The sequence below is a fragment of the Arthrobacter sp. N199823 genome (genome assembly GCF_002929705.1).
Lineage (GTDB): Bacteria > Actinomycetota > Actinomycetes > Actinomycetales > Micrococcaceae > Specibacter.
In genome coordinates this window covers 604,170-620,762 of record NZ_PJIN01000003.1, presented here as the reverse complement: position 1 = coordinate 620,762, position 16,593 = coordinate 604,170, and the positions used below count along the sequence as shown (strand labels likewise).

17 protein-coding genes and 1 tRNA gene are annotated in these 16,593 nt (G+C 59.1%); 2 read left to right on the top strand and 16 right to left on the bottom strand.

Features of this window, described 5'->3' with window-relative positions:
• Positions 1–141: 141 nt before the first annotated feature.
• The 10 genes from CXQ93_RS10080 to CXQ93_RS10040 form a co-directional block, all read right to left on the bottom strand.
• The gene (locus CXQ93_RS10080) at positions 142–1,179 is read right to left on the bottom strand and encodes a LacI family DNA-binding transcriptional regulator (RefSeq protein WP_104110252.1); all 1,038 of its coding nucleotides are present in this window, start codon (positions 1,177–1,179) and stop codon (positions 142–144) included.
• A 448-nt stretch (positions 1,180–1,627) separates the two neighbouring features.
• Positions 1,628–1,885 (bottom strand): HPr family phosphocarrier protein, encoded by a 258-nt coding sequence (locus tag CXQ93_RS10075; protein WP_104110251.1) that lies wholly within the window; start codon positions 1,883–1,885, stop codon positions 1,628–1,630.
• A 32-nt stretch (positions 1,886–1,917) separates the two neighbouring features.
• Positions 1,918–3,591, bottom strand: coding sequence for a phosphoenolpyruvate--protein phosphotransferase (gene ptsP, locus CXQ93_RS10070; protein WP_104110250.1), 1,674 nt, complete (start codon positions 3,589–3,591; stop codon positions 1,918–1,920).
• Between the two features lie 9 nt (positions 3,592–3,600).
• Positions 3,601–4,470, bottom strand: a complete 870-nt coding sequence (locus CXQ93_RS10065) for a PRD domain-containing protein (protein ID WP_104110249.1) — start codon at positions 4,468–4,470, stop codon at positions 3,601–3,603.
• Positions 4,471–4,527: 57 nt separating this feature from the next.
• Complete coding sequence (locus CXQ93_RS10060) at positions 4,528–4,992, bottom strand: PTS glucose transporter subunit IIA (RefSeq protein ID WP_104110248.1); 465 nt, start codon at positions 4,990–4,992, stop codon at positions 4,528–4,530.
• A 49-nt stretch (positions 4,993–5,041) separates the two neighbouring features.
• On the bottom strand, positions 5,042–6,589 hold the full coding sequence (locus tag CXQ93_RS10055; RefSeq protein WP_104110331.1) for a PTS transporter subunit EIIC: 1,548 nt from the start codon (positions 6,587–6,589) through the stop codon (positions 5,042–5,044).
• A gap of 11 nt (positions 6,590–6,600) precedes the next feature.
• Complete coding sequence (locus tag CXQ93_RS21085; protein ID WP_256939730.1) at positions 6,601–6,729, bottom strand: hypothetical protein; 129 nt, start codon at positions 6,727–6,729, stop codon at positions 6,601–6,603.
• A gap of 255 nt (positions 6,730–6,984) precedes the next feature.
• Positions 6,985–7,362, bottom strand: a complete 378-nt coding sequence (locus CXQ93_RS10050; protein WP_104110247.1) for a glyoxalase superfamily protein — start codon at positions 7,360–7,362, stop codon at positions 6,985–6,987.
• Positions 7,363–7,515: 153 nt separating this feature from the next.
• Positions 7,516–7,788: a hypothetical protein gene (locus tag CXQ93_RS10045; protein ID WP_104110246.1), complete on the bottom strand. Its 273-nt coding sequence runs from the start codon at positions 7,786–7,788 to the stop codon at positions 7,516–7,518.
• 120 nt (positions 7,789–7,908) lie between these two features.
• A complete protein-coding gene (locus CXQ93_RS10040; RefSeq protein WP_104110245.1) occupies positions 7,909–8,364 on the bottom strand; it encodes a Fur family transcriptional regulator in 456 nt (151 codons plus the stop codon).
• Positions 8,365–9,116: 752 nt separating this feature from the next.
• On the opposite strand from CXQ93_RS10040, the gene CXQ93_RS10030 reads away from it, so the two are divergent.
• The gene (locus tag CXQ93_RS10030; RefSeq protein ID WP_104110243.1) at positions 9,117–9,371 is read left to right on the top strand and encodes a hypothetical protein; all 255 of its coding nucleotides are present in this window, start codon (positions 9,117–9,119) and stop codon (positions 9,369–9,371) included.
• Between the two features lie 10 nt (positions 9,372–9,381).
• Positions 9,382–10,269, top strand: coding sequence for an FHA domain-containing protein (locus CXQ93_RS10025; RefSeq protein ID WP_258068784.1), 888 nt, complete (start codon positions 9,382–9,384; stop codon positions 10,267–10,269).
• 204 nt (positions 10,270–10,473) lie between these two features.
• On the opposite strand, the gene CXQ93_RS10020 is transcribed toward CXQ93_RS10025, so the two are convergent.
• The 6 genes from CXQ93_RS10020 to CXQ93_RS09995 all read right to left on the bottom strand — a co-directional run bounded on the left by CXQ93_RS10020 (position 10,474) and on the right by CXQ93_RS09995 (position 16,568).
• Positions 10,474–12,102 carry an MFS transporter gene (locus tag CXQ93_RS10020; protein WP_104110329.1) on the bottom strand — a complete coding sequence of 543 codons (1,629 nt, stop codon included), beginning with the start codon at positions 12,100–12,102 and terminating at the stop codon, positions 10,474–10,476.
• Positions 12,103–12,205: 103 nt separating this feature from the next.
• Positions 12,206–13,912: an AarF/ABC1/UbiB kinase family protein gene (locus tag CXQ93_RS10015; protein WP_104110242.1), complete on the bottom strand. Its 1,707-nt coding sequence runs from the start codon at positions 13,910–13,912 to the stop codon at positions 12,206–12,208.
• A 4-nt stretch (positions 13,913–13,916) separates the two neighbouring features.
• Complete coding sequence (locus CXQ93_RS10010) at positions 13,917–14,459, bottom strand: PadR family transcriptional regulator (RefSeq protein WP_104110241.1); 543 nt, start codon at positions 14,457–14,459, stop codon at positions 13,917–13,919.
• Positions 14,460–14,672: 213 nt separating this feature from the next.
• Positions 14,673–14,748, bottom strand: a tRNA-Ala gene (locus CXQ93_RS10005).
• A 115-nt stretch (positions 14,749–14,863) separates the two neighbouring features.
• The gene (locus CXQ93_RS10000) at positions 14,864–15,685 is read right to left on the bottom strand and encodes an SDR family oxidoreductase (protein WP_181036107.1); all 822 of its coding nucleotides are present in this window, start codon (positions 15,683–15,685) and stop codon (positions 14,864–14,866) included.
• A 76-nt stretch (positions 15,686–15,761) separates the two neighbouring features.
• A complete protein-coding gene (locus CXQ93_RS09995; protein ID WP_104110239.1) occupies positions 15,762–16,568 on the bottom strand; it encodes a hypothetical protein in 807 nt (268 codons plus the stop codon).
• Positions 16,569–16,593 lie beyond the last annotated feature (25 nt).

Below are 16,593 nucleotides of genomic sequence, written 5' to 3'. Positions count from 1 at the left end.
TCTCACGCGGGCACCATGGCACGCAGAACTTGACATCAAACCTGTGAACGCTAACAAAATATGCAAAAGAGATACGGCGGACTTTGGAGCCGGAAAAGCTCACCGGACACACGAGAATGACTACATGACCGGCGTCGGACGCTAGCTACGTGTCAGCGCCACAGGACGTGGTCCGGTGCTGCCGCGCACTATGAGATGCGGCTGAATACGCACCGAGAACAAGGGATCGTTGCCGGCGATGCCATCTAGGAGCATCCCTACGCAGCGCCGACCCAATTCAGCAAAATCCTGCCGGATGGTTGTCAGCGGCGGGAAGTAGAAGCCAGATTCGGGGCTGTCGTCAAAACCAACGATGGAAAGGTCGCGAGGGAGTGTCAGTTGGCGCTCGTACGCCGCACGCATCACGCCGAGGGACATTTGATCGTTGGCAACAAAAACTGCCGTGCAGTCGGTGCTGTCGATCAAGGCCTTGCCGGCTTCGTAACCGGACTCGGCGCTCCAGTCCCCCACCAACAACGGGCCGGTTTCCAGGCCTGCACTGGCCAGGGCAGCTTCCCAACCGCGGCGCCGGGCTTGAGCGTCAAGCCAATCCACCGGCCCCATGATGTGGGCGATCTTCCGGTGCCCCTGATCGATCAAATGCTGTGTGGCCAACCAACCGCCGCGCTGCTGGTCAACACCCACGTTTTGGACGCCCGCAGCACCGATGTCACCGATGGCGACCAGTGGAACACCCGGGTTCAACCGCTCGATGGTGCGCACAATCTCTTCCTGCGGGGCAATGACCACAAGCCCGTCCACCTGATGTGCCAGGTGGTATTCAACAGTCTCTTTTATGGCTTTTTCACTCACATCTGGCAGGCCAACAGTGTTGACGGCGTACCCGGAAGCATGGGCAGCTTCCTGAATGCCCAACAAAATATGTGCCGGACCAAAGTGCCCCATATTGTGCGCGACTACACCCAGCGTTTCCGAACGGCGTGTCACCAATTGCCTCGCGGCGGTGTTGCGCCGGTACCCCAGCTCGGCGATGGCAGCCTCGACCACGGTGCGCGTCTTGGCGCTTACGTTTGGATGGTTGTTGATCACCCGTGAGACGGTCTGATGTGAAACCCCTGCCTTAGCGGCCACGTCCGCCATGACGGGTGGGTGCGCATTTGCCGACACATTTTCGCTCATCGTCACATTCTCGCAGAGGAGAAGTCCTGCACAGCAATTCCACCCGTCACGTTTCCGGAACGCAAACCATCCTCAACGCCGGCAAATACCAAGATGACTATCCGCACCGCTGGGCCGTCGAAGCCGCTTACACGCTCAGCGGGCAGGGACTGACGTGGCGTAGCTTAGCCACCAATATTGGTGACGGTATCGATTCGGTGCCCTACGGCGTCGGACCTCACCCTTATTGGGTGGCGGGCAGCGGAACTATTGACCGGTGGACGCTAATGGTGCCGCGGGCGCTGGCGCTGGCCATGCGATCACCTTCTTCCTGTCAGCATGCAGCGCACGCCGTCAAGTGGTTCATGTCACATAATCGGATGGTTGCTCCGCAAGCACCCACCCGGCATACGCAAAGGCACCCCGCTCCGAGGATCGGGGTGCCTTTGCGTATAACTGGGAAAACTGCTTAGGAGTCCAGATCCTTAGCGATCAGGGCAGCAATTTCAGCTACTGCTGCAGCGTTCTCCGACTCCACAGTCACAGACGCACCAAAATCGGCGCCGAGCGTCATGATCATCAGTGCCGAGGTGGCATCCACTTCATCTTCGCCCTCGATGCTCAGGAGGATCTCTTCCTCGTAGGCACCCGCGGCCGTGGCAATCATGGCGGCCGGGCGCGCGTGCAGGCCTACGGGTGATCCAACAACAACTGTTTGCGTGGTCATACTTTTTCTCCTTGAAAGATTTTTTTGAATAGTTACGAAAGCAGTTCGCGGGCCATGGACCGGGCCTCGCGCGCGGTGGTGCAGCGCAAAACGGCGGCTGCGCCCTGCTGACATTGCTCCAGAGTCACGGACTCCAGCTGAAGTCCGACGGCGGCCACTGCGTTGGGTGCCATGGACAGGCTGCTCAGGCCAAGACCCACCAGGATGCAGGCCAATAGCGGATCGGCTGCTGCCTCACCACACACCCCAACAGGCTTTTGCGCGCTGGTGCCAGCTGCCGCAGCGAGCCGAATGAGGCGCAATACGGCCGGCTGCCACGGGTCTGTCAGTGCGGCCAGTGAAGGCGCCATCCTGTCAGCAGCCATGGTGTACTGCGTGAGGTCATTGGTGCCGATGGACATGAAGTCCACTTCCGCCAAGAATGCGTCCGCGAGTAGCGCTGCGGAAGGCACCTCGACCATGATGCCCGGTGAGAGCCGGCGTTGCCGGCACGCGGCAGCAAAGTCGCGTGCCTCATCGACGGTGGCGATCATGGGCGCCATCACCTTAGCCGAGGCCACGCCCTGCTGTTCGGCTGCGAGGGCAATACCATCGAGCTGACGCTCCAACAATCCCGGATCGGCGTTGCCCAGGCGAATGCCCCGTACACCCAATGCCGGGTTCTCCTCGTCAGGATGAACAACAAAGGGAACAGGCTTATCTGATCCGGCATCGAGGGTGCGAATGACAACTTTTTGCCCCGGGAAGGCTGCCAAAACTTCACTGTAAATACTGGCCTGTTCTGCCACCGACGGCTCGTGCGCGGCGGACAAGAAACAAAGTTCCGTGCGAAAAAGCCCTACACCCGCAGCCGGGTATTTTGCCGCGGCACGTGCTCCGGCACCGTCTTGGACGTTAGCCAAAACTTCGACAGCGGTGCCATCTTGAGTGCGGCCGGGCCCCTTCCAGGACTGGACAGCGGCTCGGCGTGCAGCATCTGCCTGTACCTTTGCTTCAGCTTGCTCCGGGTCGGCACCAACTTCCACTGTTCCAGCAGCGCCATCGATCAGGGCCATTGCGCCGTCCGGCACATCCTGCAGATCTGTAGCAGCCACCACGCAGGGAATTCCCAGCTGCCGGGCAATGATGGCCGTGTGACTGGTGGGTCCGCCCAAGCGGGTGGCGATGCCATGGATCAAGGCTGGGTCAAGCGTCGCCGTATCCGCAGGAGCTAAGTCCTCAGCCAACAAGATGATGGGGGCAACCGGAGTGGGGACGCCGGGCTCCGGCAAGCCAAGCAACTCGGAGACCACCCGGTTGCGGATGTCGCCAAGGTCCGTGACCCGTTCAGCCATCAGCCCGCCAAGCTTTTCAAACTTCACGATGAATTGTGCAATCGAATCAACGGTGGCGGCTTCGGCGGTGGATCCGGCTGCCATGAGCTTGCCTGCAGCTCGCTGCAGTCCGCGGTCAGTAGCCAGGGCGGCGGTTGCGCCAAGGACTTCAGCTGCCGCCCCCGAGTTGGTTGCCGCACGGAGAGTGAGCCGGGAAGCCACCGTCTCAACGGCTGCTTTCCAGCGAGTCACTTCGGCGTCTCGGAGGGCTTCGCCAACGAGCCTGTCATGGCCCAGGGGCAGAATTGGCGCTGGTTTTACCCATTGAACCGGAGCGTAGCCTAGCCCAGCCACAACACCCGTTCCGGTGATGGCAGTAGCTGTGTCAATCATGAATGAATCCTAAGTATTGAGCATTTCGACATAAAGCCGACTTGTATGCAGTGCCAGGTAGGACACCTCGGCATCACTGAGTTTCCGGCGAAGGGCGGCCCCGATGTGCACTGCAATCTCGAGGGCCGCGTCGGCCGCTTCCGGGTAGGCCTGCCGCACGGAGGCTAAAACATCCACCTCGAAAGCCGCGGAGCTGGTGGCTTCGAGCGATCGCGCAAAAAGATAGCGCAGGTGGGTTACAAAGCGGGCCGAGCTCAGCTTGTTCTCGTCGATATTGGTGCCCCAGCGCGAGGACAGCAGGGAAAAGACTCCGGCGATGGTCTCGGTCATGGAGACCGTTTTGGAGAAATCAGCCTTAGACCACTGCTGGTTGACGAAGTGGAGGGCAAACGCCACCCATTCTTCTTCCTGCAAAACGACGCCGAGCCGTTCCTTGATGAGCGCAACAACTCGCCTGCCCAAATTTCCTTCAGCAGGGTATAGCTGGGCGACCTCCCAGCGGAGTGGGAAGTCGACCCTCAGGGCTTCACTGGCGCGCTGCACGGCGAAACCCAAATGATCCAAAATCGGGACCAGCAATGACTGCCGGGGCTCCAATTTCAGTTCGGTTTGAGCCATCGCCATAATTTCCTGAACCACTTCAATCTGCTCCATGGGAGCATCGCCGAGCACCCCGGCAACGTGGCTGGCAGCATAACTGCCATCAGGAACAAACCTCTGATCCGCAGTGTCAAGCGCAATGAGTTCCCCGGGTTTGTGATTGAACCCGATTCCCTTGCCCACAAGAACCATGTCACTGCCGTCATGAAGCTCGGCGAGAAGAACGTTGTTGTTGTAGACCCGCTTGATGGTTGCGGAGCTTCCCCTGCTCAGATCCATGGTGCTGCGATCTGTTCAGTGGCAAAGGCGCAGGCAGCACCTGTGAAGGCCAGCATGCTATTTCTTCCGAACGGTAATGATAGGCGTTCCGTCGGCTGCACCGATTTCGGTTTCGGCAATGGCGAAATCTTTACCATTGGTCAGCAGAACCGGCGTGACCATGGAGGGGACCAGCGGTGTCATCTGGGCCAGATCGCAGGTGATGATGACATCGCCGCGCTTGACCTGCTCGCCCTTGGCTCGGTGCGCTGTGAAACCCGCACCCTTGAGCTTGACGGTGTCCATTCCGATGTGGACCAGGATTTCTGCCCCACCATCCGTACGCACAGCAAAGGCGTGGAGCGTCTTGGCAACCAGGATCAGCTCCCCATCTACCGGGCTGGTGAAGGAACCCTCGGAAGGTTCGACGGCGAATCCCTCGCCTACCGCTCCGCTGGCGAAAACCGGGTCGGGCACATCGGCCAGAGCCATGACGGTTCCTGCGGTCGGGGCGAAGATTTGCTCGCCCTTTTTCTTGAACATTTTCAGCAACTTGGGTGACTCCTAGAGTTGGTAAGCGTTGGTCGAGTGACTAGTCGTCAAGACCCAGACTTTCATTAATCGCGCTCTTGTACAGCACTGCCTTGCCACCGAAGACGGCCTGAACGCCGCCACTGACCTCAAACACACCGGCCGCGCCAAGCTTCTTCAATTTCTCTTTGTCCACCTGACTGGGGTCCTTGACGGACACACGAAGGCGGGTGATGCAGGCGTCAACCTCTTCGAGGTTCTCCGCCCCGCCCAGTGCGGCGAGGACCTGTGCGGCCTCCCGCTGAATCGAGGTACCAGCTTCGGCGTCTCCTACATTTGCGGGGACCAGCTCAGCGTCGCCAGCAGCGGCGGCATCGACGTCGTTCCCGAGCGTATCTTCCAAGTGACCGGGGGTACCGAACTTGAACTTCTTGATAACGAATTTGAACGTGAAGTAGTACAGGAAGAACCAGACGATGCCCACGGGGATGACCAGCAGCCAGTTGGTTCGATCGTTGCCCTGGAAGACTCCGAACAGCAGGAAGTCGATCAGACCGCCGGAGAAGGTGTTGCCAATGCTGATGTTGAGCAGGTCGGCAATGAGGAAGGAGAGCCCGTCGAAGAATGCGTGAATCACGTACAGAATCGGTGCCACGAAGAGGAACATGAACTCGATGGGTTCGGTGATGCCGGTGACGAAGGAGGTCAGCGCAACCGAGGCGAACAGGCCCATGTACTTGGCGCGGCGCCCCTTGGGGATGACATGCCACATGGCCAGGCAGGCGCCCGGCAGACCGAACATCATGGTGGCGAAGCGGCCTGAGAAGAAACGGGTACCTTCGGTGAACAGTCCCACGTGGTTCGGGTCGGCAAGCTGAGCGAAGAAAATCTTCTGCGCACCAATCACCTGAACCCCGTTGACCATTTCGGTGCCGCCCAGCGGGGTGTACCAGAACATGGGGTAGATGATGTGGTGCAGACCGGCTGCACCGCTGAGACGAAGCAGCGAGCCATACAGGAACGTTCCGAAAGCGCCCATGCCGGCGATTCCCGTGCCGGCGTTGACCAGCGCGATCTGGACAGGCGGCCATACGAGGAAGAAAGCAGCGCCAACAAAGATGGCCGCAAAAGCCGTGACAATGGGGACAAAGCGGGATCCGCCAAAGAAGCCCAGAACAGCTGGCAGTTGGATGTTGTGGAAGCGGTTGTGCAGCACAACGGCTGCACCACCCACCACGAGTGCGCCAACCACACCGGTGTCAATTGCAGCGGAATCGGGGGTAAAGATCCCCAAAAGTGCCTTGATGGTGGCCACCATGACCAGGTATCCAACAACACCTGCGAGGGCTGCTGTGCCCTTGTCACGCTTGGCGAGGCCAATGCACAGGCCGACGGCGAGCAGGATCGCTAGGTTGTCAAAGACCGTTGCTCCGGCAGCCGACATGACGCCGAAGATTCCCTGCAGGATATGGTTATCCAGCACTGGGTAGGCCGCGACTGTGGTGGGGTTGGAGAGAGCCCCGCCAATGCCCAGCAGCAAGCCGGCTGCAGGCAGGATGGCGATCGGCAGCATGAATGCCTTGCCGATCTTTGAAAGTTGCTTGAACACGACAATTCCCTTTACTCGTAGCTTGACGACGTCGTCAAAGCCAATATCTGAGCCGAGGAGAACAAGGTGTTTCCAGAAGGAACGCACAGTGTTGCGTGCCGGGCGACGCCATTGGCGGCCCACGCACAATGCGTTGTCATGGATGAATCCTCGGACAAAGACAGACGGATGCCCAGCGCATTGTGATGCACGAGGCGTGGCGTCTCAGGGTCTTGCCGAAAGTTACAATCCCGATGACAACCGCCATAGTGGCGGCGTGATAAGAATACACATGTGACGGTCAACAACGTTAAACGGGTCCACCCATCGCACGGTACCGTGCGTGGCGGTGAGCAGGACACCGTGCGCAACGAGGGGCACCTCTGGTGAGTACCCGGCGTCGTGCGTGGAGCGCTTTAGCCGTTGGGGCGATTAGGCAAGTACTGCACTGCCCACGTGTTGCCGTCGGGATCGGCGAAGTAGACGAAGTGGCCCCATTCCAGAACAGCCACATCACTGACGTCCACACCATTGGCCGCGAGCTGGTCGTGGGCTGCCTGGATATCGGCCACCACCATCTGCAGCATGGGTGCCGTGCCCGGGGCGGCGTCGGTCAGCCCCTCACCGATAGCGATGGAGCAGGCCGAGCCGGGCGGCGTGAGCTGCACAAAACGGATGCCATCTCCGGGCCGCTCATCGTAGTCGGCGTTGAAGCCCACCTTATTTACGTAAAAATCCTTGGCCCTGTCCACGTCGGAGACAGGCACGAATATGAGTTCCAATTTCCAGTCCATGGGCAAACGCTACGCTCTAAGTGTCCACCGCGACAGTGTTGGTCCGGATTCCCCGGTAGAAGGCGGCCCTGCGCGCCAGAACGTTAGCCGGGCTGCACGCCGACACCCAGTCGCGATAGGGCGGGATGGGAGAATTGCGGCCACGGGCTGGCTTCAGCGGCGCAGTTCGCTGTGCACGTAGCTGCCGGGGCGATTCGCGCGGGGCGCCGCGGTGGTCACGTAGCTCCCAGCGCGGCCGGGCTGGGCCTTTTCGCTTGTGACGTAGCTGCCCGGCTGGCTGCTGCGAGGCGCCGCGGTGGTTACATATGAACCACTGAGCGCTGGGGTGGCCGAAAGTGAGCCCCCATCTGCTGTTGCTTCCGTGAAAAAACGGACAATGGTGTGCTTGGATGCTGTGAAATTCGATGCTGTGAAAGTGGTATTCAAGGTGTCTCCTTGGTTGAATGATGGCGCGATGGAGCGAGGCGTGGCGAATCGCGCCACGTCGTAGTTGTTGGTTTAGGTCAGCGAAAACTGAGCCGGGTGCTTAGCCGTGGTTTTGGCTAGCTATGAAGTCGGCTCAAGTTCAGCCGTGGCCGCTTGGCAGCTGGAGCAAACGCCCCAGAAGGTGATTTCTGCGACCTGGACAGCGAAGCCGTGAAGGTTCGACGGCGTCAGGCAGGGGCTCTCGCCGATGACGCAGTCCACGTCTTCGACGCGTTTGCAGTTCAAGCAGACGAGGTGGTGGTGGTTATCCCCCACCCGGGCTTCGTAGAGCGCCGGCGAACCTGCTGGTTCAATCTTGCGAACCAAACCGGAAGTGACCAACGCTGAGAGCACACCGTAGACAGCTTGCAGGGATGTCTTGGGTAGCTGCTGGGTGACTGCTGAAAATACTGAGTCCGCATCAAGATGTCCATGGCCGGACAAAACACCAAGGACCGCAATCCGGGGTGCCGTCACCTTCAGCTGGGCCGACCTGAGCCTGCCCGCCAAGACTTCTTGCTGCGTATCTTCTGCCATGCTTCAACCCTAACAGTTGTTTTGAATGAATCAAAACAACTGTGATGAGGGTCGCGATAGATAGCAGACACGGGCGCTTAAGTGTCCCTCCTTGAATGAGATGGGACTTTCCATGACATCAGCCGGCGTGCTGTTGTGGTTTGAGCATGTCGGCCGCCCAACTAACAGGGCAGGATCAGCCCTCCACGTTCGCAACCCTGGAACGTACACCCTCATCTCCGGGATGGACGGCCGACCGTCACCGCAGTGGAACACGGGGACTCTGGGCTATCTCGGGTTTCTCGGTTTGGTGGTTTCGGCCAGGCTCTGACTGACGAAGCTCAAGGCGGCAGCCGCCGTGGCATTGATCCTCGGCACAGGCGCTTTGATATGGGCTCATAGGAGAAAGCGCCGCCCGCTCCACAGGCTATAGAGCAGCGGCACTGCCGAAACGAGCCGGCACCACATCACCGAAGTTCTCTACGACGCCACGACTTTGAGCCGTTGTACCGAGCGGCTTGAGCCCTGTTGCCCATGCGGCAAGGTGCAACGCCAATTCCACCCAAGCCGTGGCGACTAAAGCTTCCAACCTGGCTAGGTGTAAGAAATTTTAACTGTTACCTTCGTGTGAAGTATGCCACTCTAGCAATCTGCTCGGGACATCATTATGGTTACATCAAGCGCACAATCACCAGCTGCCGCACCCGAGCTGAGTGCCCAGTCGCTGCTGGCAGTCAACACCTGGCAGCTAGAACCAATGTGAAGGGAACGTCATGACTGACAACGATTCGCTCGCCGAGGATTTCCGATCAGTGCCAGTTAGCGATTGGTCCGATTTGGGCCAGCAGCTCTGGTCCTATCTCACTGGCCGTGGAGCAGTGGTCAACTACAGCTTCATGGACATGACGGTTGAGGTCCCACGGGATATCGGGCCTGATGCGCCGAGGGCAACATGGAAATTCAATGGCACAATGCGAGTGACCACCAGTGACAATGAGAGCGCTTCTTCCGCTGAATTACAGCAGTAGGCGGTGAGCCATGCGTTTTGACATTGATCTTGAGTTCTCCACCACCCTGCCTGCAGACGGAGACCATGAAGCCACCGTGGTCAGGGGAAGAATCGAGGCAAGCGGGCGGGAAATTCACGTCCACACGGACAGCGCAGCCCTGTTCAGGCTTGGCTCCAGGAGACAATTGCCAGCCTTGCGGGTTGCGGCTGAAGCCTTGGCACAGCGGGGAATTACCGTGAGAATTTCCGTTCCGGAAGGAACCATTGCCAGCATCGGGGCAGTAGAAGTCTCCGCTATCCAGAAAATCATCACCAGGTCACCTCATATCAAGCTGGGCAAGGCGAGCACCTGGGCCACCGTGGTCAAGGCGCAAGGACCTGGACGTGACAGTGCAAGCCTCATGCCACCGTCCACCCCACTTCCGCTATCGCCAACTTTCCAACGGCGGTATCGAATGAGGCCCACAACTACTCATTACGCGCGAGGAGGAGGACGGCCACGCCTTATCTTTGTCCGGGACAGTGCAACGTGGGACGGCCTCCCGCCACACGAATATAACCTCACTTTAGAAACCACGGTGCTGGGAAGCGGGGACGAAGCACACTTCAAATTGCCTGACCTTGCCGCGATTCACGGGAAAATTCTTCATACAGATCAAGACGAGTACGTTTTTGTTCCGCACGGCGATGTCCCTAAGGGCTCGGAGGCAAGGATCCTGCGTACGGGTGCCAGAATCATCTTGGGACCGTGGCGTCTGGTCTTCTTCCGGGAGGAATACGCAGATCACGGCCGGCCATTCGGAGGACGCACAGCAGGCGAGTTTGCACACCTGCAACGGCCGCAGTTCGATCCCCGGACTGGACAGATTGAGTACGACGCCATCGGTGGCCTCGGGGATTCTCGCAGACCAAAGTAACAATCGCCCCCCGAGGCTCAATCATGCTCGTCGAATACCGAGACACTTAGATTACAAGAAGCCATTGAGAAGGCTGATGCTTAACAGCATCAGCCTTCTTTCCTACGTCCCCCAAGACGACGAGACATACTTCTGACTGCTCCTAGGCCTGCCCACCTCGACCAAGTGACAGTGGCCTATCTACGTGATGACACCATGCGCCGATCAGGCAGGCGTAGCGGGTTCTTCGACGTCGTCGTCCATTCCCCGGGCAGGGTCTCTTCTGGGCCCTCCCCCACCCAAGGACGCAGTGGCGATCAGGCCCAAGGTCAGGAATCCGGCGGCGAAGTACGCGGAGTATTTAGTTCCGTTGGAGAACGCTTCACGAGCAGCCTCCGCAACAGCCTGATTGGCCGGATCCTTTTGCAGGACGCTGATATAGGCTCCTGAACTTTCCACCACTGCGGTCACAGTCTTGTCTCGCACCGCCTGGGGCAGGTTTTGATCCTTCAAGGAATTATCTAGCTGCACCGTGGCCGTGCTGAACAAAACTGTTCCCAAAATAGCGATACCCAAGGCGGAACCGACTTGCCGGGCCGTGCTTTGAGTCCCAGAGGCCTGTCCACTCTTCAACGGAGAAATATCTTTCAGGACCACTCCTGTGAGCTGTGCCGTAGCGAGCCCGACGCCCAAACCGTAAATAAACAGGAAGGGCACAAAGGCTCCCCACGGTGTGTTGGAACTGATCATCACACCCAATAAAGCCACACCAATGATTTCCAGCCCGATGCCTACCCGGACAATCGTCACCGGTTTGATCTTGTTGCCGAAGGCACCGGCAAAGCCGCTGGCCGCGAAGGATCCGGCAGCCAGCGGAAGCAACAAAAGTCCTGTCTGCAGTGCCGAATAACCCAAGACGTTCTGGAGCCAGATCGGGAGGGACAAGATGATCCCGAACTCGCCCATACTCACGATCATGGCCGCGATATTGCCGTTACGGAAGGAGGGGATGGAAAAGAGGCTGAAGTCCAGCAGCGTAGCGGCTCCCCGGCGCGCACGCGCACGTCCGTTCTTCACGAAAATGACACCAGCCAGCACACTGATGACAAAGGCTAACGGAACCGGCGAAACCTCAAAGGGCCACGTCCAGCCGCCCACGCTGAAGGGGTTATTGACTAGCAACCAGCCGTAATTTCGGCCTTCGATCAGCCCAAAAACAAGCGCCGCGCAGGTCACTATGGAGAGCGCCGCGCCAGCAAAATCAACGGCTTTCTTGGAACTGCTATCGGAGGACTCATCCACGGACAGGAGTACTCCGATGACAATGATGATGCCCAGCGGGATATTGATGCCAAATGCCCAGCGCCACGAGAAGTACGTGGTCAGCCATCCGCCCAGCAAAGGACCAACGGCTGACATGCCACCAATGGTGGAACCCCATATGGCAAAGGCCAGCGCCCTTTCCTTGCCTCGGAACGTGGAATTGATGATGGAGAGAGTAGTGGGCAAGACCATGGCGCCGCCAATGCCCTGGAGAATACGCGAACCAATCAGCAAATCACCGCTTTGGCTCAACGCAGCTAGGACTGAGGCTGAAGCAAAGATGATGACACCGAGCAGCAAAAGTCTGCGCCGACCGAATCTGTCGGCAAGAACACCAAAGACCAATAGCAGCGCTGCGAACACCAGCGTGTAGGACTCTTGAATCCACTGGACCTGGGTTGAAGTGACCCCCAAATCATCCACGATGGCAGGGATGGCGACGTTGACAATGGTTGAATCAACAATGATTAAGGAGACGGCAAGGCTGATAAAAACCAGCCCAATCCATCTCCTCTTCGAGCTCGTCTGCATAGTTTCCACCATCACCAATAGCTAGATAAATGTATATTACATTCATCTTATTACTAGCTAGGCTAACTAATCAAGACCTGGTATTTTCGTCTTGGCGCAGGAGTCACAGACGCGACCGACCTACCCACAGCCCATGTAGCAACGGGACTGCAGAAGCAATCATCAGGACGTTGCCTATTACCTCACTGTCGCCTCTGATCACCGATCCGGAGATGATCAATGCGGCAAATACGACGACGGATACCCCACGTTGTGTGGTGCGGATCAGCCGGGCCATTTGTCGCTCCAAGCGAGGATTGGTCACCGGCAGAGAGCTTTCCTCCACCCGGGTCAGTAACGCATCTACGCGCTTAGGCAAGCGCAAGGTGAGAGATGCGACGCCGAACGCTTCCTTGGCGACGTCACGCACCAGGTTTCCGCGCTCATCACGGAGCAATTGTGCGGCAAAGGGTTCCACCGAGTCCCACAAATTGAATTGGGGATCCAAAGAGCTGCACACGCCAGAGGTCAGGGACATTGCCCGGATGATGAGCAAGAAGTTCTCCGGCAATTGGAACGGCAGTGAGCGGACCACGTCACCAAATTCCAGCGCAAACTCGCGGAATTCATGCGGGTCCACATCTCGCAACTGCGCGAAACCCATCCCGCCAAACCGGGCAAAGAGTTCGGTCATGGCCCGCTCAAGCGCAGCGGTATCGGCAGACGGCACCAGCACGCCCACATCGCTGATCGCCGCAACCAGCCCCTTACCGTCACGGCCCGCAGCCGCGATCAGCAGCTTCCGCAGACCGCTACGCGTCTTAGCCGACACCTCGCCCATCATGCCGAAGTCGATGAACGTCACGGTCCAGGGGTGATCCGGCGACGGCTCGGGATTTGGCGTAATGAAGATGTTCCCGGGATGCGGATCCGCATGGAAAAAGCCATTCGTGAACAACTGCTCAAACATAATTTCAGCAAAGACAGGGGCAACCTTGGCCGGATCTATACCGGCCGCTTGGAGCCCTTGGGAGTCAGTAATCTTGATGGCCGTGACGTCTTCAAGCGTGAGCACTTGGCGCGTGGTCCGCTCCCAGACCACCGCGGGAGTGCTTACCCGATCGTCGCTGGCAAAGTCTGCAGCAAAGCGCTCTAAATTGGCCGCTTCATTGAGGTAGTCGATCTCCTCGCGACTGGTCTTGGCAAACTCTTCAACCAGGGCAGGCGCGTTTGCCCGGTCGGACACGAGACGCACATGACTTAGCCAGCGGCCCACTTTGCGCAGCGCGGCTAGATCAACCTCGACGATTTCATCAATACCCGGCCGTTGTACCTTCAACACCACAGCGCTCAGTCCCGTGTCAGCAACATCGTCGGGACGAAGCCAGGCTCGGTGCGCCTGGCCGAGGGATGCGGCAGCAATGGGTGATTGATCCACCGATGCGAACAGCGTGCCCAGCGAGGCACCCAGCTCAGCCTCGGCCAAGTCCCGGATGGCGGCAAACGGGAAAGGTGGCACCTCATCCTGCAGCCCTTCGAGTTCTGCAGTGATCTCCGGCGGGAGCACATCAAGTCGGGAGGACATGAACTGCCCCACCTTGATCATCAAGCCGCCGAGTTCCACCGCCAAGTCGTGGAATCGCTGTGCAAAGCGCCGCATCCGCTTGGCACGATTGCGTTCGGCAATCTTGCCAAGTCCGATGCGCGGCAGAACGAGTTCAAACCACCACGTCACCGCTAAATGCCACGCCGCAAACCGCAGAATCCTCCGGGAGCGGGCACGGTATTGACCGGCGCCGGGCTTTGGTTCCTTCCGACGGACCGGGGTCACCCAGTCAGTCCTGGGCGAGGATGGAGTAGAGCCGGCGCCGTGCTTCTTTGAGTACTTGAACGGCTTCCTCAACCTGTTCCGGCGAACCGGTGCGCCCCACTTGGGCCGCGGCTTGAGCGAGTTCCACCCCTGCCTTAGGCAACGCCGCGAAGCCACCAACCGATGCCGGGCTGGCGGAGTCCCAAGGTGCTTTCGTTTCAGAACTGGCGACGTCGGACCGGCCGGCGTCAGTCAACGAGTAGATTTTGCGACCGTTGGACTCCTCTGCGCTGACCAAGCCTTCATCAGCCAACAGCTGGAGTGTTGGATAAACGGAACCGGCGCTGGGCTTCCAACTCCCCTTGCTTCGCTCTTCAATTTCACGGATGATTTGGTAGCCGTGCATGGGCCGTTCGGCAAGCAGAGCTAACACCGCCGAACGCAGCTCTCCACGGCCAGCGCGGGTTCCGGAAGGTTTTTCGAATCGCGAGCGAAACTCCTCCACGGCCTGCCACATGCCGTCAAAGTTATTGCCCATGAATCCACCTGCAGGGAATGAATTGTGCATTTTGCTCTCCTTAATCAATCGCGAACGATACTTACCGATACCTAACGATATACCCGGTTTTTTGGAAAGACAATGGATTCTTTGCGACTGATTTGGTATTCAGAAGATGGGCACGGAGCGCTTCTACGCCGACCTCTGCGGGTTGTAGGCGCCAGCCGCCTTTACGCCACTAAGTGCCGCGGAGCGGCTGGCCTCCGCGGCAGGAGGACTTTTTGGTGGAGCTAAGGAGATTCGAACTCCTGACCTCTTCGATGCGAACGAAGCGCGCTACCAACTGCGCCATAGCCCCAAACTCGTCTCGCATTGCTGCAGCTCGGCGTGGTTTTTCCAGAATAAACCCGCGATGGCCCAACGCACAAAATCAGGCCCAAAAGGCGCCCCGGCCCACTTTGAGTGGCCTACGTTCAGGCCGTGGCTCGGCCGGCCAGCCACTCACCGAACCCCACGGAACCGAGCACAACCTCTCCCCCTCCGGTACCCACAGGCCCGGCAGAAAGGTCAGGAAGCAAATTCTTCCCCGCTCTCAGAAATACACCGAGAGAACCAGGTAACGGCAGCGGCGTTACAACGGACTTACTGCCGGTGGCCGACTTCCAAGCTTGGGCCATCTGTTGCATCGACTGTACATCCGGCCCGCCAGCAAACACGAGGCGCTTTTCGGCTCCGTCACGCAACGCGTGCGTCACAAGGACTTCCGCCAGGTCCGGCGTCGAAAGTGATTGGAAGGAAACCCCTCTGAAGGACGGGATGACCCCCACTTTGGCTCCTGTCGAGAAGATCCCAGCTACTAAGTTGTGGAATTGGGCAGCCTCCACCACAGTGGTGGACATGCCCGATTTTTTGTAGCTGAGGGCACGCGCAGCCTGGGCCTGGTAGTACCCATTGGCGCACTCCCCTGCGTTAATAATGGTCAGCAGCACGCATCGAAAAATTCCCGCCTTGGCCGCGGCATCAAGCACGGCAACTGACATAATCGGCAGCGCCCGCAACGCGGCCCCGGAGCGGGCATCGAGCGTTTCAATAAGCACGTCCACGCCCGCCAAGCCCGGCCTCACTCCTGTGCCTGCGCGGAAGTCGGCCGAGATATATTCGGCGCCGGGCACCCGTTTCTCAAGTGCGGGCAAATACCGGCTCAACGAGCGCACCTGATGCCCGGCGGCAACGGCATGGGCCACCACGGCCCGTCCGGCCAACCCGGTTCCTCCCGCCACTGCGATCAACACCATGGAGCTCACAGTACGCCAGAAAGGACAGCAAAACAGCCGGGCCCAAAGGACCCGGCTGTTCGACAAGTATGAAAAGTTAGGCTCTGCGCCTCTGGAGGACATCATCCAAGTTATTCAAGGCGTATTGGCTGCGTTCGGCAACCGCAGGCGACACTGGCTTCGCAGGAGCCTGGCCCTCTTCCAGCGGAGCATCCGGAACGGCTGCCACCCCTACATGACCCGAGGCAGTTCCTACTCCGGCCTGATCAGCCTTGATGGAGGTACCAGCGGACTTTGGCGCCTCCGGCAGATTCAGCGGCTTCTCCAAGCTCAGCGCTCGGGCGGCCGTCACATAACCGGGAACGGGAACCTCAACGGGCTCCCACGTTTCAGTTTCCAGTTCGCCTTCAGCCAGCGTCTGGGTATGTGCCAGCTTGGCATCGGCGCTGCCCTTAGCAGCCACGCGCATGGCTGCCGCGCGCAGCTCTTCAGCTGTAAGCGGTTTCTGCACCGGGGCGGGTTCGGCACCCTCTGCGCGGTCGAAAAGTGTAGTTTCCCGAGGCTCAGGGGCCTCAACAGTGGATTCTTCTTCCTCAGCCCGAGTCGCCGCAATGGCAGCACTGCGGGCGTTCCGACGTGCCGTCTGATCACGCACAGCGAGGAAGCGAAGGGCAACAATGACGCCAGCAAAAACTGCCAAGGAGGTCCATGCCAGAGCCTGCGAGCCAAGAGAGAAAACGTTCAACGCGCCTGTAATGCCGGCGGTCAAGAGAGCCAGTAAACCCACACAGGCAAAAAGCGTCCTGCCCCATCGGATGCGTAGCGGTTTCACTGCTTCCGAGGGCACAGCTGATGAAGGTCCCGGCTCCACGTGGGTGTGGGCGTCGGAAGTAATGCTTTCCATTGACGTCTCCTGCAACTGCTGGATT